The organism is Pseudomonas sp. Marseille-QA0332 (genome assembly GCF_054950175.1).
In genome coordinates, this window is the sequence record NZ_CM143106.1 from 3,179,135 (window position 1) to 3,197,659 (window position 18,525).

Annotated in this window: 17 protein-coding genes and 2 pseudogenes; 8 read left to right on the plus strand and 11 right to left on the minus strand. The window is 57.6% G+C overall.

Going from position 1 to position 18,525, the window contains the following annotated elements; genetic code table 11:
* The first annotated feature begins 35 nt into the window (after positions 1 to 35).
* Both ACY8GK_RS14715 and ACY8GK_RS14720 read left to right on the plus strand, forming a co-directional pair.
* A complete protein-coding gene (locus ACY8GK_RS14715) occupies positions 36 to 626 on the plus strand; it encodes a pyridoxal-phosphate dependent enzyme (protein WP_462401518.1) in 591 nt (196 codons plus the stop codon).
* Positions 613 to 879 (plus strand): hypothetical protein, encoded by a 267-nt coding sequence (locus tag ACY8GK_RS14720; protein ID WP_462401519.1) that lies wholly within the window; start codon positions 613 to 615, stop codon positions 877 to 879. The genes ACY8GK_RS14715 and ACY8GK_RS14720 overlap by 14 nt, the downstream gene beginning before the upstream one ends.
* Before the next feature lie 97 nt (positions 880 to 976).
* Here the strand turns inward: ACY8GK_RS14720 and ACY8GK_RS14725 are convergent, their stop codons facing one another.
* On the minus strand, positions 977 to 1,441 hold the full coding sequence (locus ACY8GK_RS14725; RefSeq protein WP_462401520.1) for an Lrp/AsnC family transcriptional regulator: 465 nt from the start codon (positions 1,439 to 1,441) through the stop codon (positions 977 to 979).
* 133 nt (positions 1,442 to 1,574) lie between these two features.
* Complete coding sequence (locus tag ACY8GK_RS14730; protein ID WP_462401521.1) at positions 1,575 to 2,615, minus strand: bile acid:sodium symporter family protein; 1,041 nt, start codon at positions 2,613 to 2,615, stop codon at positions 1,575 to 1,577.
* An 82-nt stretch (positions 2,616 to 2,697) separates the two neighbouring features.
* On the opposite strand from ACY8GK_RS14730, the gene ACY8GK_RS14735 reads away from it, so the two are divergent.
* The 3 genes from ACY8GK_RS14735 (at position 2,698) to ACY8GK_RS14745 (ending at position 7,205) form a co-directional block, all read left to right on the plus strand.
* Complete coding sequence (locus ACY8GK_RS14735; RefSeq protein WP_462401522.1) at positions 2,698 to 3,513, plus strand: AraC family ligand binding domain-containing protein; 816 nt, start codon at positions 2,698 to 2,700, stop codon at positions 3,511 to 3,513.
* Between the two features lie 213 nt (positions 3,514 to 3,726).
* Positions 3,727 to 5,313, plus strand: coding sequence for a gamma-glutamyltransferase (gene ggt / locus ACY8GK_RS14740; RefSeq protein ID WP_462401523.1), 1,587 nt, complete (start codon positions 3,727 to 3,729; stop codon positions 5,311 to 5,313).
* A 674-nt stretch (positions 5,314 to 5,987) separates the two neighbouring features.
* Positions 5,988 to 7,205: a diaminopropionate ammonia-lyase gene (locus tag ACY8GK_RS14745; RefSeq protein WP_462401524.1), complete on the plus strand. Its 1,218-nt coding sequence runs from the start codon at positions 5,988 to 5,990 to the stop codon at positions 7,203 to 7,205.
* Positions 7,206 to 7,453: 248 nt separating this feature from the next.
* Here ACY8GK_RS14745 and ACY8GK_RS14750 read toward each other — a convergent pair whose 3' ends face one another.
* The 5 genes from ACY8GK_RS14750 to ACY8GK_RS14770 all read right to left on the minus strand — a co-directional run bounded on the left by ACY8GK_RS14750 (position 7,454) and on the right by ACY8GK_RS14770 (position 11,918).
* Positions 7,454 to 8,617, minus strand: a complete 1,164-nt coding sequence (locus ACY8GK_RS14750; protein WP_462401525.1) for a M20 aminoacylase family protein — start codon at positions 8,615 to 8,617, stop codon at positions 7,454 to 7,456.
* A 56-nt stretch (positions 8,618 to 8,673) separates the two neighbouring features.
* Positions 8,674 to 9,453 (minus strand): amino acid ABC transporter ATP-binding protein, encoded by a 780-nt coding sequence (locus ACY8GK_RS14755; protein WP_462401526.1) that lies wholly within the window; start codon positions 9,451 to 9,453, stop codon positions 8,674 to 8,676.
* Positions 9,446 to 10,111, minus strand: a complete 666-nt coding sequence (locus tag ACY8GK_RS14760; RefSeq protein WP_462401527.1) for an amino acid ABC transporter permease — start codon at positions 10,109 to 10,111, stop codon at positions 9,446 to 9,448. The genes ACY8GK_RS14755 and ACY8GK_RS14760 overlap by 8 nt, the downstream gene beginning before the upstream one ends.
* 9 nt (positions 10,112 to 10,120) lie before the next feature.
* Positions 10,121 to 10,762, minus strand: a complete 642-nt coding sequence (locus ACY8GK_RS14765) for an amino acid ABC transporter permease (protein WP_462401528.1) — start codon at positions 10,760 to 10,762, stop codon at positions 10,121 to 10,123.
* Between the two features lie 190 nt (positions 10,763 to 10,952).
* Positions 10,953 to 11,918 carry a transporter substrate-binding domain-containing protein gene (locus ACY8GK_RS14770; RefSeq protein ID WP_462401529.1) on the minus strand — a complete coding sequence of 322 codons (966 nt, stop codon included), beginning with the start codon at positions 11,916 to 11,918 and terminating at the stop codon, positions 10,953 to 10,955.
* Between the two features lie 317 nt (positions 11,919 to 12,235).
* Here ACY8GK_RS14770 and ACY8GK_RS14775 point away from each other — a divergent pair.
* Positions 12,236 to 12,780: pseudogene (locus ACY8GK_RS14775) on the plus strand (transposase).
* A gap of 162 nt (positions 12,781 to 12,942) precedes the next feature.
* Positions 12,943 to 13,320, plus strand: a pseudogene (locus ACY8GK_RS14780) (HAD family hydrolase); the annotation flags it as partial.
* Between the two features lie 27 nt (positions 13,321 to 13,347).
* Here the strand turns inward: ACY8GK_RS14780 and ilvA are convergent.
* Entirely contained in the window at positions 13,348 to 14,862 is a 1,515-nt protein-coding gene (gene ilvA / locus ACY8GK_RS14785) for a threonine ammonia-lyase, biosynthetic (RefSeq protein ID WP_196180816.1), read from the minus strand.
* A 144-nt stretch (positions 14,863 to 15,006) separates the two neighbouring features.
* On the opposite strand from ilvA, the gene rpiA reads away from it, so the two are divergent.
* Positions 15,007 to 15,690 carry a ribose-5-phosphate isomerase RpiA gene (rpiA, locus tag ACY8GK_RS14790; RefSeq protein WP_196180818.1) on the plus strand — a complete coding sequence of 228 codons (684 nt, stop codon included), beginning with the start codon at positions 15,007 to 15,009 and terminating at the stop codon, positions 15,688 to 15,690.
* Positions 15,691 to 15,774: 84 nt separating this feature from the next.
* Here rpiA and ACY8GK_RS14795 read toward each other — a convergent pair whose 3' ends face one another.
* The 3 genes from ACY8GK_RS14795 to ACY8GK_RS14805 all read right to left on the minus strand — a co-directional run bounded on the left by ACY8GK_RS14795 (position 15,775) and on the right by ACY8GK_RS14805 (position 18,516).
* Positions 15,775 to 16,683, minus strand: coding sequence for an SdiA-regulated domain-containing protein (locus tag ACY8GK_RS14795; protein ID WP_462401530.1), 909 nt, complete (start codon positions 16,681 to 16,683; stop codon positions 15,775 to 15,777).
* A 90-nt stretch (positions 16,684 to 16,773) separates the two neighbouring features.
* Positions 16,774 to 17,700, minus strand: coding sequence for an SdiA-regulated domain-containing protein (locus tag ACY8GK_RS14800; protein WP_462401531.1), 927 nt, complete (start codon positions 17,698 to 17,700; stop codon positions 16,774 to 16,776).
* A gap of 150 nt (positions 17,701 to 17,850) precedes the next feature.
* A complete protein-coding gene (locus ACY8GK_RS14805) occupies positions 17,851 to 18,516 on the minus strand; it encodes a fumarylacetoacetate hydrolase family protein (protein ID WP_196180824.1) in 666 nt (221 codons plus the stop codon).
* Positions 18,517 to 18,525: the final 9 nt, after the last annotated feature.

Genomic DNA, 18,525 nt, shown 5'->3' on the forward strand with positions numbered 1-18,525 from the left:
GAGGCCTCCACAAAACCCGGGGCGATTGAGCTCGCATGCTGCTGCGTAGTGAGTATCACAGGGAACTGCCTGAGTTCACGGCGATCAGTGCGGCAAATTGCGGCCACAGTAGAGCGCTCGCAGCCGCTGCTAGACACCTCGGCTGTAAATGCGTACTTGTCCTGCTTCTCAGCACCAGCACTGACTGTGAGGCGGCGGTTAGCGCCTTTCGCGTCGAGGTTATCCGAAACATCAATAACGGTCATGAGGCCCTCGAACATGCTACAAAGCTTACAAGCCAACGGCTGGAGTCTGATGTCCGTGTTTCTCCTGAAGGCTACCAGATCATTCTCCGCGACATCATGCGGGGCTATGGCATAAATGCTGCCCAGATCGTCGAAGCGGGGGAACAGAGAGAAGACTTCGTTCACATGATCCTGCCGGGAGGCATTGGAGTACTGGCTGATGTTATAGCCAGCTACTTTACCAGCCCTAGGGCAACAAGCCCCCCGACCTTCCTCATCATTGAGCCAGCTCATGCAGACTACCTGTATCAGAGTGCAATGCAGGTTTGGTTAATAGTAAGATTTGTTCCTGGGTTTGGAGTTTTTAAGCCCTGCCGTGGATTTATTCATGACTATTTCTGACGATGAAGAGACGGCGTCCATGCGACAGCTGGCGGTCAAGCCCGGCAGCGACAGTCCCTTCGCGGGCGGGGATTCCGCACTCGCCCGCTTTTGTGCGCTCATGAAGCAAGCCGACCAGTTTGCCACAGAGGTCAGAGTCAACGGCCAGTCCCGCGTGCTCTTGATCACCACCGGCGCCGAGGCTAATGCCAAGGCGCTCGCGCAGCCTGCCGGACAACCCGTCGCAACCGTCGCTTCGTATGAGCGTGAATGACGTCAACCAACGCAAGTGGCTTGATCCATTTGCCAGATGGGCCTGGGAGAGCAGCATTCAGCCTTGTCCCAAAGCCCTGTCTTCGCGAGTACGGCACTCAGCTCGGGTTCACCGGTACTGCGAAGGTGCGCTTGATATTTTGCATCGCCACGTAGGTTTTGAACTGCTTGATGTTTCCATAGAAGAACATGTCTCGCGTCAGAGCCTCGTACTCCGACATATCCTTCACGTTCAACACCAATAGGAAATCGAAATCGCCCGTCACGTAATACACCTGCTGGACTTCAGCCCGGGCAACGAACCTGGCTTTGATCTCATCCAGAAGATCAAGGCGTTCGTTTTCGACCTTGACCTCCACAATAATCGTGATGGGTCGACCTACGGCCACAGGATCCACCACGCTTACGTTGTGCTTGATGACCCCTGCACTTTCCAACGCCGAGATCCGCCTGTTAACCGCCGACGGAGACAGGTTGACTGCTTCGGCCAGCTCGCGCTGAGGTAGTTTGTTGTTTTCTTGGAGCAGTGCCAGGATTTTCTTATCGTACACATCAAGCTGCATATACCGCCTCCACCGACTGCGTCGGTAACCCTAATGGGTCATGTTAAACCGTCAGCCTGCACTTGGTCTTGAGCTTAGGCGTCAAAAGAGCCCGACCATGGCCGAGCCCTTCGACAATCCCTAGTGCATTAGCTCATCCTTTCACGCCATCACGCTCGGACTCAGCAGCAGGAGTGAGCTGCACGGTGGGCTCACTCTTAAGGATTGGAGACTCAGGCCTGCGGGCATAGCGCTGAGCCAGCGAGGCGCAGACCATGAGCTGAATTTGATGGAAGACCATCAAGGGCAAGATGAGCAAACCAGTCGTGCTGCCTGCAAAGAGCACCTGAGCCATGGGCACGCCGGTCGCCAGGCTCTTCTTGGAGCCACAGAACAAGATGGTGATGCGATCTTCAATATTGAAGCCCAGCCACTTCCCGAGCAGTGCCGTGATCCCCAACGATAGCGTCAGGAGCAGGCAACAGCCTAGGACAATCCAGCCGAGAATCGTGGGTGGCACCTGCTGCCACAGGCCACCTATGACCGCAGCGCTGAACGCAGAGTAGACAACCAGGAGAATGGAACTCTGGTCAACGTACTTGAGCCAGCTTTTGTTGCGGCCCACCCAGTTCCCAATCCAGCGCCGTGCAATTTGACCTGCAATGAAGGGCACCAGGAGCTGAATGCTGATCTTGCGAATGGCTTCTAGCGTCGAGCCACCATCCCCGTGAACCCCCATAAGCAGCGCCACGAGCACGGGCGTGGCGAAGATACCAATAAGGCTAGATGCGGCTGCGCTGCAGATGGCAGCGGGAATGTTCCCGCGAGCGAGGGAAGTGAACGCAATCGCCGATTGAACTGTCGCCGGCAGTGCGCAGAGGTAAAGGAAGCCCATGTAGAGCATATCACCGAGCAGTGGCATAAGCAGCGGTTTGAGCGCCAGACCAATCAGCGGGAACAACACGAAGGTGCAGAGGAAAACCAGGAAATGGAGCCGCCAATGACCGGCACCGGCGACAATTGCCTGCCGTGAAAGCTTGGCGCCATGGAGGAAGAACAGCAGCCCGATCGCGATGTTGGTAATCCAATCGAACACAACGGCGACTTGATCACGCGCGGGTAGCAGGGTGGCAGCAGCCACCACTGCGACGAGTGTGAGGGTAAAATTGTCCGGCAGAAAGCGTGATCGAGCCATGATGAAAATCCTGTTGTTGTCAGAACTGCCCGCTTACCTTAGCCTTCATTGCCATATCCGACTAACGGGATGAGGGCAATAAATGTCTATAAACGGACAACCTGCAGTGCATGAACGCTCGGTGCCGGCGCTGGCTACGCTCCCTAGACCGTTGTTTGCTCGGAATGAGTCGTCGGTGCACGCAGAGCGCACCCGAATGCACAAACACCCCTGGATTCAGCTCTCGTACGCCATCTCAGGCGTATTGCATGTCCACACCCCACACGAGAGCTTCGTGGCTCCTCCGCAGAGAGCTGTGTGGATCCCCTCCGAGATGGAGCATGAAGTTTTTAATTTCGCCAACACGGAGATGAGGAGCCTATACATCGACAAGCACCTGATTAGTGATTACCTAAGCCGGTGTAGGGTGGTTGAAATCACGGCCCTTACCCATGAGCTGATCAAGCAGTTCTGTCAACTCAGTGCCGACTATGACGAGCACGGTGAAGGGGGCCGTCTTGCCCAGGTGTTAGTCGACCAGCTACGAACTGCCAAAGAGGTGAGCATGTCGCTGCCCCTCCCTCAAGACCATCGTGTGCTGCAATTGTGCCGCAAGCTCCAAGACTGCCCGGACGATGACAGGACGCTGGCCGAGTGGGGTGAGGAACTGGGTGCCTCTGAAAAGACCCTGAGAAGGATTCTTCTACGCGAGACTGGATTGCCGTTCCGCGTGTGGCGTCAGCGCATGCGCTTGCTGGGCGCCTTGGAAGAACTGGGCCAAGGGATAAGAGTGACCCAGGTTGCATTGAACTCGGGATACAAATCCACATCCGCATTCATTTCCGCTTTCAGGGCTCACTTTGGCGTTACGCCCGGGGACTTTTTCCCTGCACACAAAAAATTTCCTAACCTCAAATAAGTGCAAGACCACATAGAACCGCTGCCAAAAATCCTAATTGGCTTAGGAAACCCAAGCGCCATTATTGCACCGTCTTATCTGTTGCATATTCAGTCGGTAAAACGCACAAATCTTGCACACGGCAGAGAGTAAGCTCAGGTTGGAATCTCACGCACATTTTTCTTTGTTTCTCGTTCGCATCAAATGCGTCTGCACTATCTAACAGGAGTTCGTATGCGAAATTTTCAACAACCTGGGCGCTCTGAAGTCATGAGCACCAGGGCCATGGCGGCTACCTCCCATAGCCTGGCGACTTCTGCTGCACTGGAGATCCTGCAGATAGGCGGTAACGCATTCGATGCCGCAATCGCAGCAGCTGCAATGCTTGCAGTGGTTGAACCCACACAAACAGGCATTGGCGGAGACTGCTTCGTAATTTTCAAACGCAAGGGCCAGCCCGTCCGAGCCTTGAATGGCGCGGGTTGGGCGCCGGAGGGTGCAAGCGCCGAATCGCTCAAACAAAAGAACATTTCTGAGATCGACCCCTATACCGCCCACGCTGTGACGGTTCCTGGAGCCGTCGCGGCGTGGCACAAGCTCTCGGTTGATGAGGGAAACCTCAGCTTTGCACGCTTACTCCAGCCGGCTATCCACGCTGCCGAGAAGGGCTATCCGGTGACCGAGCGCCTCGCTCGCGACTGGCTCCTGAGGAAAGGACAGTTCACACACTGCAAGAACTTCTCCGACGCCTTCTATAGGAATGGTGACGCGCCAGAGCCTGGGGATCTGCATAAGCAACCCATGCTGGCTAAAGCCCTACACAGCATCGGTGAGGAGGGGGCCGACGTCTTCTATAAAGGCTGGATTGCTCAAGATATCCTAGAAACACTTCAGGCCATTGGTGGCGTTCATAAACCATCTGACTTCGCCGACTTTGCGCCTGAGTACGTCACGCCCATTACAGCCAGCTATCGTGGCTACCAGCTGTGGGAGTGCCCGCCCAGCGGCCAAGGTATCGTAGCCTTGGCGATGGCGAAAATTCTTGAAAAATACAACCTCTCCGAGCTGGATCCGCTGGGCCCTGAGCGGCTTCATCTGCAAGCCGAGGTCTCCCGCATAGCCTATGCCGAGCGCGATCTCTTCCTGTGTGATCCTGACCATCACCCTGTCCCGGTAGAGCATCTGCTGTCGGAGGAACGAGCTTCGATGCTGGCAGCCAAGATCAAGCTCGATGCACGCCTCAGCGACCTTGACGAGCTTCTGCATACTCGCCATGCCGACACCGTCTACATCTCGATCGTCGATGAAGAAGGCAACGCGGTTTCGTTCATCAACTCGATCTTTGACGATTTCGGCAGCGCAATCTTGGCGCCCAAATCGGGCATCATCCTGCAAAATCGCGGTAGCGGCTTTACCCTTCAGGATGGCCACCCTAATCGTCTGGCTGGCCGGAAAAAGCCACTGCATACGATTATCCCGGCACTCCTGACCAAAGACGACGAAGTGGTCATGTCTTACGGTGTTACCGGTGCTCATTACCAGGCCATGGGGCAGATTCACGTTCTGACCAACATCGTGGATTACGGCATGGGCATTCAGGAGGCCATCGACTTCCCCCGCTTCTTTGCCCGCGACAACACCTTTGAAGTTGAAGAGACCGTCCCCGACCAAACAGTACAAGCGCTCAAAGCGTTGGGGCACAACGTTACGGTAGCCCAAAACCCCATGGGCACCGCTCAGGCGATTTGGATTGACCACAATACAGGCGTCCTCCGCGCAGGTGCAGATCCTCGTCGAGATAGTTGCGCTCTAGGCTACTGAGCCTCAAGTCGGGTCATCTGCCGAAAGGCTGATGACCCGCATCCACCGTATATCAATACGTCGAGTCCTCGCCATCGCGCAAAAGGCTAACTCTGATCCAGAACTTTTGGACAAAACCGCACAAACAAACCACCGCCTTCCTCTGCACTAGCCAACCTCGGGCAAGAAAAGCAACATTTGTGCGTTCACTTAGGGCAATAAGCAAATTTTGCCTGCATGACAGTGGTTAGCATTAGTGCGAACCTCAGAATCGATGGCCGTCATGGCAGTCGTCTGGTGGGTCTTGGACGATCAGCGCAGCAGATCGTTGACCAGCGTAAAAATAACGTCAGCCCCGCGAGGCGTGGGCACTGATTAACGGGTCAGCCAGGGGATCACCGCCCATAGCTGAACGAATCCAATGGTGGAGCGCTCGTTCTTAAAGCACTAAAGCTCCTTGACAGTCGCACGCGATGGTTAGCCGACTAGTCATATGCAAGTACCGATCACGCACTTTATAACCGAATACTCCTAAAAGATTGCAGATTTCTACCAGTAACGATGCAAAAAACACGCCGTAATTGATCAGAGCTGGATCTACCATAAAACAACTAACCGCCGGCCGTTCAGCCCAGACCGATTTTGCTGAAATGCGCACATTCAAATAGCGATACATAGGTTCCCTAGGAGAGACAATGTTTACTGCCAACAAGAACGCCAGTCGCCAAGCTTACCCACAACAGCTGCAGGACATCATGAGCATCCAGAAGGCTGCTGAGAGCCGCGCCTGGTTATCGTCCTGGGACAAGATCTGTAGCCAGGGCACCCCTCTGCACAGCCTACCTGGGTTGGCTCGCGAACTTGGCGTCAAGGAAGTGAAAGTCAAGGATGAGTCGGTTCGCTCGGAACTGGGCAGCTTCAAGGCGCTGGGTGCTCCGATCGCGCTGGTACGTCTGATTCTGCGTACCTTCCCTGACTCAAATCTCGACCCTCGTCGCCTGCTGGCCGGTGACTACAAAGACACCTTGGCAAACTTCGTCGTAATCAGTGCCACCGACGGCAACCACGGCAAAGGTCTGGCTGCTGCGGCTCAAGACATCGGCTGTCGTTGCGTTATAGTTCTGCACGCCAACGTGAGCGTGGAGCGTGAAGAAGCCATCGCTGCATACGGTGCTGAGATCGTCCGTATCGCCGGCAACTACGATGAATCTGTAGAACACGCCGCCGCCCTGGCTTCGCAGAATGACTGGATCGTTGTTTCCGACACCTCCTACGAGGGTTACGAAGTCATCCCGCGTGACGTGATGCAGGGCTACGGCACCATTGCTTCGGAAATCATTGACGCTGTGGAACCGGGTGAAGAGTTCACTCACGTACTGCTGCAAGGTGGCGTAGGTGGCCTGGCTGCAGGCATCGTCAGCTACTTCTGGGAGTTTTATGGCAGCAAGCGCCCAACCTTCGTGGTGGTTGAGCCAGAGCAAGCTGATTGCCTGTTCCAGAGCGCCCTCGAAGGCAAAGCGGCTAAAGCAACTGGCTCGGTCGACTCCGTGATGGCTGGCCTGGCGTGTGGCGAGACCTCGCCTCTGGCCTGGAAATTCCTGCAGCCAAGCGTCGATTTCTTCATGACCATTACTGACGATGAAGCCGTCGCTTCCATGCGTCGCCTAGCCGTTGAGAACGGCACTGACATACCCGTCGTGGCTGGCGAGTCGGCTGTTGCCGGTCTGTCGGCACTCAAGCAAATCTCGCAGTCCAGCAGCCTGGCAGCGGATCTGGGCATCAATGCGAACTCGCGCGTCCTGCTTATCAGCACCGAAGGGGCCACTGCACCAAAAGTCTACGAAGAGTTGGTCGGCCAGTCTCCCGAAGCAGTCGAAGCGCGCCAGAAGGTCTGGGCTTCCACTACTGCCTAACCCGCTAGGAGATCGATCAAAGTGGTCCACGAGACGGGTTTTGATCTCTAAACAATAGAAACGCCGATTTTGAGTAAGTCGTCCATGTGTGACCAATCAAAACCGGCGTTTCGCCTATCGCGCCCCACTGTCAGCTGCAGGCTGCTGATGTGCGCTTACTCCCTTTAGCTTGTCCAAAGCCCGCTCCATCTCTAAGTGCCTGGCACGCTTCTATTCGAAATTTTTCAGGCGCCTGTGTCCTGGATGAATCAGCGCAATGCTACCCTAGCGACTTCGGCGAAGTAGTGGGCACCAATCGAAAGCACGTCATCGTTAAAGTCGTACTTGGAGTTGTGAAGCGGCACACCGCCTTTCTCATTCGCATCACCATTGCCGATGAAGACAAAGTTGCCGGGCACGACCTGTAGGAAGGCACCGAAGTCTTCGGAGATCATCATCGGATGAACCTCGGCGTTCACATTCTGGGCACCGACGATTGTACTCGCTGCTTCAACAGCAACCGGGGTGCACTGCTCCCAGTTCACGGTCGGTGCGAATTCATGGGTGTATTCGAATTCGCACGTTGCGCCATGCATTTCGCTAATTCCTACGCTGATCTCGCGCATCCGCTTCTCAAGCATCGCCTGGACTTCAGGGGCGTAGCTTCGCGTGTCACCTTTGATGGTCACGTGGGTAGGAATTGCATTGCGGATACCATCGGTGATGAACTCGGTGCACGAGATGACCGCAGGTACGCTCGGATCAAGGTTGCGAGCAACGATGGTCTGCAGCGCCAAGACAATTTCCGAGCCGATCACAATCGGGTCAATACCCATGTGAGGGCGAGCCGCGTGGGTGCCCTGACCTTTGATCTTGATTACGAAATTGTCTTCACTCGCCATGATGCCGCCCGAGCGAGTGGAGATCATCCCGGCCGGCAGGCCTGGCATGTTATGAGCGCCATAAATCGCATCGACAGGGAATCGCTCAAACAGACCGTCAGCAATCATGGCTTTGGCACCACGGCCATGCTCTTCAGCCGGCTGATAGATGAAACGAACAGTGCCATTGAAGTCGCGGCTTTCGGTCAGCAGCTTGGCGGCGCCCAGGATCATCGCCATATGGCCATCGTGGCCACAAGCATGCATCTTTCCTGGGTGAACGGAGCTATGGCAACGATCCGGAGCATCCTCATGGATATGAAGGGCATCCATATCGGCACGCAGGCCTACCACCTTGGAGCCATTGCCCATGGTGAGGCTGGCTACCAGACCAGTACCACCGATACCACGATGAACCTCAAGCCCCATTTCCGTGAGCGCTGCGGCGATATAGTCGGAAGTTTGTATTTCTTCAAAACCAACCTCAGGATGGCGATGAAGATGGTGTCGCCAGGCTTTCAGTTGGTTTTGAAACTGCCCTTCATTACCCATCGTTACCCCCTCATGACAAGTTGCTTCTAATGCATGTATGTTTAGAGGTTTTAAGTTCAACACGCAGTTGTCGCCCGGTAGCGCCCTAAGAACTGGCGAACGCGCTCACTATCCGCATCAGTGAAAAACTTTTCAGGCGCTGAGCGTTCAATCACCAGCCCTTTCTCAATAAATACCACTTCATTCGATACAACCCTGGCGAACTCCATCTCATGGGTAACGATGACCATCGTGAAGCCGTCCTCTGCCAACGAGCGCATCACCGCCAAAACTTCTCCCACCAACTCGGGATCTAGCGCCGAGGTGGGCTCATCAAAGAGGATGACCTCAGGATTCATCGCCAGAGCTCGGGCGATTGCCACCCGTTGCCGCTGCCCGCCTGACAGCGAGAACGGATAAGCATCATGCTTGTGCGATAGACCCACTTTCGCCAGCAGCTCTACGGCGCGCTCATGTGCCTCTCGCTTGCTTGTGCCCAGCACGTGCACAGGGGACTCTGTGACATTCTGCAGGACGGTCAGGTGCGGCCACAGGTTGAAGCTTTGAAACACCATGGCTGTGCGGGCTCGCATGGCGGCGAGCTCCCTGTTGGACATGGGCTTGATCCCATCGGCCTTAACGCCCATGCGGTCGCCACCAATGTAAATCTCACCACTGTTGGGCACCTCAAGCCAATTAATGCAGCGCAGCATCGTGGACTTACCAGAACCCGATGACCCCAGCACGCTGACGGTCTGCCCTCGCTCAACCTTGAGGTTTATGCCCTTGAGTACTTCAATGCCACCGAAGCTTTTATGGAGGTCTTTGATCTCAACTACCGGCGCAGACTTATTCATGGACTAACCCTCTTGCTTGAGCGTACTTACTCAGACGACGCAGAATTGCTTCTACAATCAAAGTCACCACCCAATAAAGTGCGATAACAAAGATAAAGGGAGGCAAAGGAACGAAATACTGTGCTTGAACCGCAGAAGCCGCAGCGGTCAAATCCGTCAGGGTAATAATCGAAAGAAACGCAGTATCTTTCAGCAGACAGACCATTTGGTTGCCAAACAATGGCCCTGAGCGCATAACCATTTGTGGTAGCAAAATACGCCAGTACATCACTGAGTTAACAAACCCGTGTGCACACGCGGCCTCAGCCTGGCCGGCAGGCAATGAAGCCCTCGCAGCGCGTAATATTTCGGCAAAGTAGGCCGCATGATAAGTGATGAGAGCAATAAACCCTGCTTTCCAGACATCCAAGCGTAAACCCAGGTTCGGCAGGCCGTAATAGAGCAGGTACAAGAATATGAGGAACGGGAGCATCCTCATCACATCCAATGATTGGCGAATACCCCTCCTGAGGTAATTATCGTGCCCCTCAAGTAAATAGGCGATAAAGCAGGCCAGTACAAAAGCGGCCACAGCGGACAACAAAAACAATACAAGCGTATTTTGCAGCCCCTGTGTAAAGATCTCCAAGTTATCCCAGATCATTTGAAAGCCATTCATTGCAGCCTCCTACATTGCCAGTCGCTTGGCGCGCGAATCGGTCACTCGCTGGAGCCGTACAAGCCCACCGATGATGAGGATGTATAAAACCCCAGCGGCCAAGATTGGAGGAAGGGGGTCGTAAGTAACCGCTGCAATACGGTTGGTCACACGAGTCAGATCGACGATCCCTATCATCGCAATGGCCGGGCTACTCTTTACGAGCAGGGACATTTCATTGACCAGTCCAGGCAAACTTGTCGTCAACATCTGTGGAAGCATGATCCGGCGAAGAGTGAGACTTGTGGTCATCCCGGCAGCCTTGGCCGCCTCGATTTGCTCTCTGGAAAAACTGGTGAGAGCACCTCGCCAGATTTCCGCGTTGAAGGCGGTGGTATTGATGGTCATGGCGGCGATGGCCACCACACGAGGATCCACATCCCAGCCCATAGATGGTGCGATTACGAAGAGGAACAGGACTAGCGTGACCATGGGGGTTGCCCGAACCAAGCTCACGTAGACTGTCAACATCTGGCTGACCATGGGAATTCGAGCGGCACGCAACATTGCAACCACAAGCCCAAGTGCAACGCCTAAGACAATAGACGCGCCTGAAATCCAGACAGTTGTCCACGCCGCTTTGAGTAAGATCAACCAGTCGCTGATTTCCATTAGAAAGCCCTGATATATTCGCCTAAGATTTTTACTTAATAAGCTTCTATTCTTTGACCGCAACCCTATGGGCAAGTCGCCTTGGAGGCAGCCGTTTTCGTGTTAGCCTTATAAGTTTATATTTTTGGCGAAGATGCTCTATATGTAGGGCACTACCGATGCCTTCTGCGCCGGCAGCGCCTCCCCCTTTTTACTGGGCAGTTAGCTTCTTGAATTGGTCAATGGACGTGATAGCTTCGCGCGGCAGATCATTAAACGCTTGCCCCAGCCATTTACTCTGCAGTTCAGCCAGCTTACCGGTATCGCGCAGATGATTTACAAAACCTGACAAATAAGCGACAAGCTCATCATTTCCTTTCGCCACCGGCCAGGCGATGAGGCCCTTGTTGGAAGTCGGTTCACCGATCGCGAAAACTTTAGGCCGCTCTTTCACCAGCATGTTGGCCGGAACAAGCCCGTTCACGACGTAATCCAGCCTGCCATTGGCCAAATCGGCATAAGCTTCCGGATAGGATTGATACTGGATGATTTTGCCCAGAGACCCGCCCATGCCCTTCAGCTTATCGTCGAGCTGAGACAAGCGTGCAAGCTGAGCACCTCCCGCCTGTACTCCTACAGTAAGATTAGACAGGTCGGCAATGCCCTTGATCCGGTCGTCGTCCGCGCGCTTGATATAATAGGAAATTTCTGGTGCAACAGGGGCTACGAAATCGAAAGCGCCCAAGCGTTCTTCCGTAACACCCGCACCAGTGATGGCACCGTCATATTTACCCGATGTAATACCGGCGAGCAGACCTGTCCAAGGGATGATTTCTTGATTGACCTTGAACGGAGCATATTTTTTAAGCTCTTCAATGATATCTTTATGGAAGCCTTCAGGCTCGCCACCCTTGATGAACTCGAAAGGATAATAGTTATCCTCAGTGGCAACATTCAGCACACCTTTGGATTTGACTTCCTCAAGTGTGGATGCCTGTGCGAGAGATGCGACACCTAATGCTAAAGCAACGCTCGTAGCGCCCGTCAAGAGCATGCTCGAGATAAACCTTGCGGCTGAAGTAAGGCGCACTGCATTTTTCATAATTGTTTTCCCATCGTATTGGTGGCGGGCAGTACGAAAACTTGAAGCTGTGGCCGGGTTCTGGACAGATGTCATGCTCTCTCCTTTCTTATTTTGCCTTAGGGAACGCTACCCTTACCTAGATGCAAGTAGGCTTGAAACGAGCTTAAGCTCTTGACGTGCACATTTTTCCGAAAAAACAGAACCAAAACGCATCATTTTTGCAGATCCGTAATCAACCCAAGAGAGGTGCGGGGCAGAAAGCAGGAAAAATTCGCGTATGGTGCGGGCAAAAATATGGCGTGAAGCAAAGGCTTTCGCGGTGTTTTAGCTTCGAGGGAACAGCTTCCGGGGTTTCCAAGGGTTGGGCCGTGGGAGGCCGAGCCGTTCTGGACAGACTCCTGCGTAGCCTCATGCGGCGTGGTTGGCGGGGCGTGAAACTAGCCATCTCCGATGCCCACGAAGGTCTGAAGGCGGCCGTTTCCAAGGTCTTCAATGCTACTTGGCAGCGCTGTCGCGTCCACTTCATGCGCAACGCCATGGCCCACGTCGGCAAGGTCAGCGCACCATGGTGGCGGCCCTGCTGCGCACAGTCTTTGCCCAAGACAGCCGCGCCGAATGTCATCGGCAATGGCGTTTGGTCGCTGATCAGCTGCGAAAAATACCCCAAGATCGCGGCACCCATGGATAGCTGCGAGAATGAAGTGCTGCGCACATGGCATTTCCCAAGGCCCACCGGCAGCAGTTGCACAGCACCAACCCACTCGAACGGCGCAATGCCGAGATCAAGCGCCGCACCGATGTCGTGGGCATCTTCCCGAATGATCCGGCAATCACTCGCCTGATCGGGGCGATGCTGTGGAGCAGAACGACGAATGGTGCCTGCAACGACGTTACATGCAGTTGGAGGCCTTTGAAGCGGTCAGCGATAATCCACAGGCCAAGCTGTCCGCCGTGATCAACTAAACGGCAAACTCATTGGCCAGAGCCATGATGAGTTACACCACTTCCCGGGACACGATCGAAGGAATGGGAACGTAGTTGGAAGGAGGTCAGCTTTGATAAGAGAATGTCCTGAGGTTTGACAAGATTTAAGAATATTCTGCGAAAATGGCAAAACGTGAAACTGATCGAGCAGCACCGCGGCGCCGGTGACCAGTTGGTGATCATCACGGCGACCAATCGCTTCGTCACCGACCCGATCGCCCGCCGCCTGGGCGTGCGCACCCTGTTGGCCACCGAGTGCGAGCAGCGGAACGGCCGCTATACGGGGCGCAGTACCGATATACCGTGCTTTCGTGAAGGCAAGGTGACACGCCTGCAACGCTGGATGCTGGAGAATGGCCACGACCTGACGGACAGCTGCTTCTACAGCGACTCGCTGAACGACCTGCCATTGCTCGAGCGCGTGACGCACCCGGTGGCGGTCGACCCGGACCCGACGCTGCGGGCAGAGGCCGAACGTCGGGGCTGGAAGATCATTTCCCTGCGCGACTAGGCCGGGGCAGGGCCAACCCGCCGCCGGTCAGCCAAGGAACAGCCTATAGGCCGGGTTGTCGGTCTCGTCCCAGTAGGGATAGCCGATCTTGGCCAGTGCGCCGGGCACCAGGTGACGTTCCTCTTCGGGCACTTGCAGGCCGGCGACCACGCGGCCATCGGCGGCGCCATGGTTGCGGTAGTGGAACATCGAGATGTTCCAGCGCCCGCCCAGCTTGTTGAGGAAGTTGAACAGCGCCCCGGGGCGCTCGGGGAACTCGAAGCGCAGGACCATTTCGTCGCCGGCGCCGGCGGAATGCCCACCGACCATGTGCCGGATATGCAGCTTGGCCAGCTCGTTGTCGGTCAGGTCGATGACCGGGAAGCCCTGCTTGGCGAGCTGGTCGATCAGTGCGCTACGCGGGTCGGTTTCCGGATGCGTCTGCACGCCGACGAAGATGTGCGCCTGGCCCTCGGCATGGTAGCGATAGTTGAACTCGGTGATCTGGCGCTTGCCGATGGCCTCGCAGAAGGCCTTGAAACTGCCTGGCCGCTCGGCCAGTGTCACCGCGATGATGGCCTCGCGCCGCTCGCCCAGCTCGGCCCGCTCGGCCACGTGGCGCAGGCGGTCGAAGTTGACGTTGGCGCCTGAGTCGATGGCCACCAGGGTCTGCCCAGTGACCCCCTTGAGCTCGACGTAGCGCTTGATACCGGCCACCCCCAGGGCGCCGGCCGGCTCGGTGATCGAACGGGTGTCGTCGTAGATGTCCTTGATGGCGGCGCAGATCTCGTCGGTGCTGACCGTGATCACCTCGTCGACATGCTGCCGGCAAATGTCGAAGGTATGCTGGCCGATCTGCGCGACCGCCACGCCATCGGCGAACAGCCCGACCTGCGGCAGCACCACCCGCTCGCCGGCCGCCATGGCCGCCTGCAGGCAGTTGGAGTCGTCCGGTTCGACGCCGATGATCCTGATCTGCGGACGCAGGTACTTGACGTAGGCAGCGATCCCGGCAATCAGGCCGCCACCGCCCACCGGCACGAAGATCGCGTCCAGGCGGCCCGGATGCTGGCGCAGGATCTCCATGGCCACGGTGCCTTGCCCGGCGATGGTGTGCGGGTCGTCATAGGGGTGGATATAGACGTAGCCCTTTTCCTCGACCAGCTTGAGCGAATAGGCCAGCGCCTCGGGAAAGGAGTCGCCATGCAGGACGACCTTGCCGCCCCGCGAGCGTACGCCCTCGATCTTGATCTCCGGGGTGGTCTTGGGCATCACGATGGTCGCCTTGATGCCCAGCACGCGGGCCGCCAGGGCCAGCCCTTGGGCATGGTTGCCGGCCGAGGCGGTGACCACCCCGCGCGCCAGTTCCTCGGGGCTCAGTTGCGCCAGCTTGTTGTAGGCTCCACGGATCTTGAACGAGAAGACCGGCTGCAAGTCCTCGCGCTTGAGCAGCACCTGGTTGCCCAGCCGCTTGCTCAACTGCCCGGCGCTGTGCAGCGGGGTTTCGACCGCGACGTCGTAGACGCGCGAGGTGAGGATCTTCTTGACGTACTGTTCGAGCATCGGGAAAGCATCACTGGCCGCGGGACAAGGCCGGGCAGTCTACCCCAGCGTCACCTCGGGCGACCACTGCAAAGCCGAGGTTTTGCCGGCACTTGCGGCTATACTAGGCAGCTTCGATTTTCGCCTGCCCCTTCCGGAGCCCGCATGACCCAGGACCAACTCAAACAGGCCGTCGCCCAGGCCGCCGTCGACCTCATCCTGCCCCAGCTCGACGAGAAAAGCATCGTCGGCGTCGGCACCGGCTCGACCGCCAATTTCTTCATCGACGCCCTGGCCCTGCACAAGACGGCCTTCGACGGCGCGGTCGCCAGTTCCGAAGCCACGGCCAGCCGGCTCAAGGCCCATGGCATCCCGGTGTACGAACTCAACACGGTCAGTGAGCTGGAGTTCTATGTCGATGGCGCCGACGAAAGCGACGAGCATCTGAACCTGATCAAGGGCGGTGGCGCGGCCCTGACCCGCGAGAAGATCGTCGCGGCGGTCGCCCGTCGCTTCATCTGCATCGCCGACGCCAGCAAGCTGGTGCCGGTGCTGGGCAACTTCCCGCTGCCGGTCGAAGTCATCCCCATGGCTCGTAGCCACGTGGCACGCCAGCTGGTCAAGCTCGGCGGCGACCCGGTCTACCGCGAAGGCGTGGTCACCGACAACGGCAATGTCATTCTCGACGTGCATAACCTGCAGATCACCGATCCGGTCACGCTGGAAAGCCAGATCAACGCCATCGTCGGCGTGGTGACCAACGGCCTGTTCGCGGCGCGCCCGGCCGATGTGCTGCTGCTCGGTACCGCTGCAGGCGTCAAGCAGCTCGAAGCCCGCCAAGGGCGCTAGGACATCGGTTGGCAAGGGACTCGCACCGCTTGCTCGCCCCGCAATGGATGACCTGTGCCGGCCCATGGCGTCGTGTCGTCAGGCTCAATCCGCTGCTCGCTCGAACAGGTAGAACAGGTTCGGCTCGCTGACCAGGTAGAGCCTGCCGGCATCGTCCATGGCGATGCCCTCTGCCTGGGGCACGTTGCGCTTGAGCCCCTGGTAGCCCCGTTTGAGAGACATCGTGCTCAGCGGCCGGCCTTGCTCGTCCAGCTCGACGACCAGCCTGGATTCGTCCGACAGAGCCAGCAAGTGCCCGCTGCGTTCGTCGAACTGCAAGCTCGACAGGTCGCGGACGAACAGTCGCGCATCGCGTTCCTTGTCCTGTACCACGCGCAAGGCATAAGGCTGTGCGGGATCGGCATGCGGGAACCCTTGCACCACGTAGATCTGCATCGGATCGCGCTCCTTGGCCACGAACAGGCGCCTGCCGGCCGAGTCGTAGGCCAGGCCTTCGAAGCCCTTGTTGCCGTTGAGCCCGATGCCGAGGGTCAGCTGTTCGGCCTCGGCAGCATCGAGGTAGGTGGTCTCGTCCTCGATCCGTACACGGATGAGGCGTTGCTGGCGCTCGTCGGTGATCACGTAGCTGCCAGGGCCGACGTATTCCACCGCTTCCGGATCACCGAAGCCGACCAGGGCTATCCGGCGCAGGATCTGCCCATCCAGCGACAGCTCGATGAGTTCGGAACGGGCATTGGTCACGGTGAACAGCGATTTGCGATCGGGGTCGTAGGTCAGCGCCGACACATCATCGTGCAAGCCTTCGATAGGCCTGGCCTCGAGCACCACCCGATAGTCGTGCAGCAGCATGCCGTGCTCGGCCGGCTGCCACCAGGTCCTGAGGTTGAACCAGGCTCGCTCGAACAGGCGCAACTGCTGCCCCGCCACGCCCAACAGCAGGACGCAAACCAGCAGGGCACAGATGGCGGCAGGTAGACGGATCAGGCGGCGCATGGGATCGGACTCGATTTCGGGAAAGCGAATCTAACCACCGACAGCTGAAGCAAAGCTTAATGCCAGCATCCGTGGAATCGTGATCTGCGGTCAGTCTTTTCTGAAGCGATAGAACAGGTTGGGCTCGCTCACCATGTACAAGGTGCCCTCTTCGTCCATGGCCACGCCTTCGGCACGGGGCAGGGTCGACTTCAGACCATTGAAGCCGCCCAGCAGCGTCATGAAGCTCACCTGCTCGCCGTGTTCGTCGAGTTCCAGCAACATGTTCGAGTCGGCCGACAGAGCCAGCAGGTGGCCGGTGCGGGGATCGATGCTCAGCGCGGACAGGTTGCGCAGGTCGAGCTGGTCGCTGGGCAAGGCGAACTTCTCACCTTTGAGCGGGCTACGCCCATCGCTGTTCCAGGCGTAGAGCTGCGGTGGCCGCTCCTCGCCAAGCAGGATGCGCTGGCGCAGCGGATCCCAGGCCACGCCCTCGAAGCCTTTGTTGCCATTGGGCGATTCGCCCAGGTCGTGACTGGCGAAGTCTTCGCGCCGCAGCGATGTGGTTTGGGCATCCACCCGCACCAGGACCATGTCGTGGCGGCGCTCGTCGACGATGGCGAGCCGACCGTCCGGCAGAACCGCGACCCCTTCGGGATTGCTCCAGCCGACCAGCGGGATCTTGCGCAGCACGTCGCCATCGAGGTTCAGCTCGACCAGGAAGGGATTCTTGCCCATTACCGAAAACAACGTACGGGTCTTCGGGTCGTACGCCAGGTCGGAGGCTTCGTCGTCCTCCATTCCCGGCAGCACCTTGGCATCGATATCCACACGGTAGTCTGGCAGCCAGGTACTTTCCTGGCGCTCGACAGGGCTTTCGAAGTACTCCTTGACCCACAGCAGGCCCCGGTCGTCCCAGTGCATGCTCACGGCCAGGGTGCAGCCAGCCAGTATCGCGGCGGCCAGCCAGGTAGGCCAGCGCAGCCAGGTTCGCGTCCTGCCGGATGGTGGAAGGGGGGCACTGGAAATGAGAGGCATTGAGCAGACGTTCCTGATGGTCTTGCCGACGGCGTCGCCTGGAGCCGGCGTTGAGCGGATGATCCGCCATTATCCGCAAGCTTTGTGAAAAAACGGTAAACCTGATCGGCGGGGCCTGCGTGACGGCCAATTGCCGTCACGCAGGATCGTTCAGAGTACGCGGCTTTCGAAGCGGCTCGCGCCTGGCAGTTCCAGTACCAGCTCGTCGCCTGGAGTCAGCGGGCCGACGCCGGCGGGCGTCCCGGTCAGGATCACATCGCCTGCCCGCAGGGAGAAATGCGCGGCCATGTGCTGGATCATCGGCACGATCGGATTGAGCATCAGGGCGCTATTGCCATCCTGCCGCAACTGGCCGTTGATGCTCAGGCGGATACCGATGTCGGCCAGGTCCGCGAAGGTGCCCGCCGAGACGAACGGCGCCAGCACGCAGGCACCATCGAAGCTCTTGGCCAGCTCCCAGGGCAGGCCCTTTTCCTTGAGCCCGGCCTGCACGTCACGCAAGGTCAGGTCCAGCGCTGGGGCGAAACCGGAAATGGCATCGCGCACTTCTTCCTCGCTGGCATGGGCAGACAAGGGCTTGCCGAGCAGTACCGCGATTTCCGCCTCGTAGTGGACCGAGCCGCGTTCGGTCGGGATCTTGAAGCCGCTGTTCAAGGGCACCACGCAGCTGCCAGGCTTGATGAACAGCAGGGGCTCGGATGGAACGGGATTGTTCAGTTCCCTGGCGTGCTCGGCATAGTTGCGACCGATGCAGACCACCTTGCCCAGAGGAAAGTGAATGGGCGTGCCGTCCACGTACGCATGCTGATAGCTCATTGCCGACTC

What these genes read in the sequence shown, in the direction of transcription:
- ilvA (WP_196180816.1), bottom strand. Translation starts at nt 14,862, where the DNA reads ATGCTCGAACAGTACGTCAAGAAGATCCTCACCTCGCGCGTCTACGAC.
- ACY8GK_RS14730 (WP_462401521.1), bottom strand. Translation starts at nt 2,615, where the DNA reads ATGGCTCGATCACGCTTTCTGCCGGACAATTTTACCCTCACACTCGTC.
- ACY8GK_RS14765 (WP_462401528.1), bottom strand. Translation starts at nt 10,762, where the DNA reads ATGGAAATCAGCGACTGGTTGATCTTACTCAAAGCGGCGTGGACAACT.
- ACY8GK_RS14750 (WP_462401525.1), bottom strand. Translation starts at nt 8,617, where the DNA reads ATGGGTAATGAAGGGCAGTTTCAAAACCAACTGAAAGCCTGGCGACAC.
- ACY8GK_RS14755 (WP_462401526.1), bottom strand. Translation starts at nt 9,453, where the DNA reads ATGAATAAGTCTGCGCCGGTAGTTGAGATCAAAGACCTCCATAAAAGC.
- ACY8GK_RS14725 (WP_462401520.1), bottom strand. Translation starts at nt 1,441, where the DNA reads ATGCAGCTTGATGTGTACGATAAGAAAATCCTGGCACTGCTCCAAGAA.
- ACY8GK_RS14760 (WP_462401527.1), bottom strand. Translation starts at nt 10,111, where the DNA reads ATGAATGGCTTTCAAATGATCTGGGATAACTTGGAGATCTTTACACAG.
- ACY8GK_RS14745 (WP_462401524.1), top strand. Translation starts at nt 5,988, where the DNA reads ATGTTTACTGCCAACAAGAACGCCAGTCGCCAAGCTTACCCACAACAG.
- ACY8GK_RS14795 (WP_462401530.1), bottom strand. Translation starts at nt 16,683, where the DNA reads ATGCGCCGCCTGATCCGTCTACCTGCCGCCATCTGTGCCCTGCTGGTT.
- ACY8GK_RS14720 (WP_462401519.1), top strand. Translation starts at nt 613, where the DNA reads ATGACTATTTCTGACGATGAAGAGACGGCGTCCATGCGACAGCTGGCG.
- ggt (WP_462401523.1), top strand. Translation starts at nt 3,727, where the DNA reads ATGCGAAATTTTCAACAACCTGGGCGCTCTGAAGTCATGAGCACCAGG.
- ACY8GK_RS14800 (WP_462401531.1), bottom strand. Translation starts at nt 17,700, where the DNA reads ATGCCTCTCATTTCCAGTGCCCCCCTTCCACCATCCGGCAGGACGCGA.
- ACY8GK_RS14770 (WP_462401529.1), bottom strand. Translation starts at nt 11,918, where the DNA reads ATGACATCTGTCCAGAACCCGGCCACAGCTTCAAGTTTTCGTACTGCC.
- rpiA (WP_196180818.1), top strand. Translation starts at nt 15,007, where the DNA reads ATGACCCAGGACCAACTCAAACAGGCCGTCGCCCAGGCCGCCGTCGAC.
- ACY8GK_RS14735 (WP_462401522.1), top strand. Translation starts at nt 2,698, where the DNA reads ATGTCTATAAACGGACAACCTGCAGTGCATGAACGCTCGGTGCCGGCG.
- ACY8GK_RS14715 (WP_462401518.1), top strand. Translation starts at nt 36, where the DNA reads ATGCTGCTGCGTAGTGAGTATCACAGGGAACTGCCTGAGTTCACGGCG.
- ACY8GK_RS14805 (WP_196180824.1), bottom strand. Translation starts at nt 18,516, where the DNA reads ATGAGCTATCAGCATGCGTACGTGGACGGCACGCCCATTCACTTTCCT.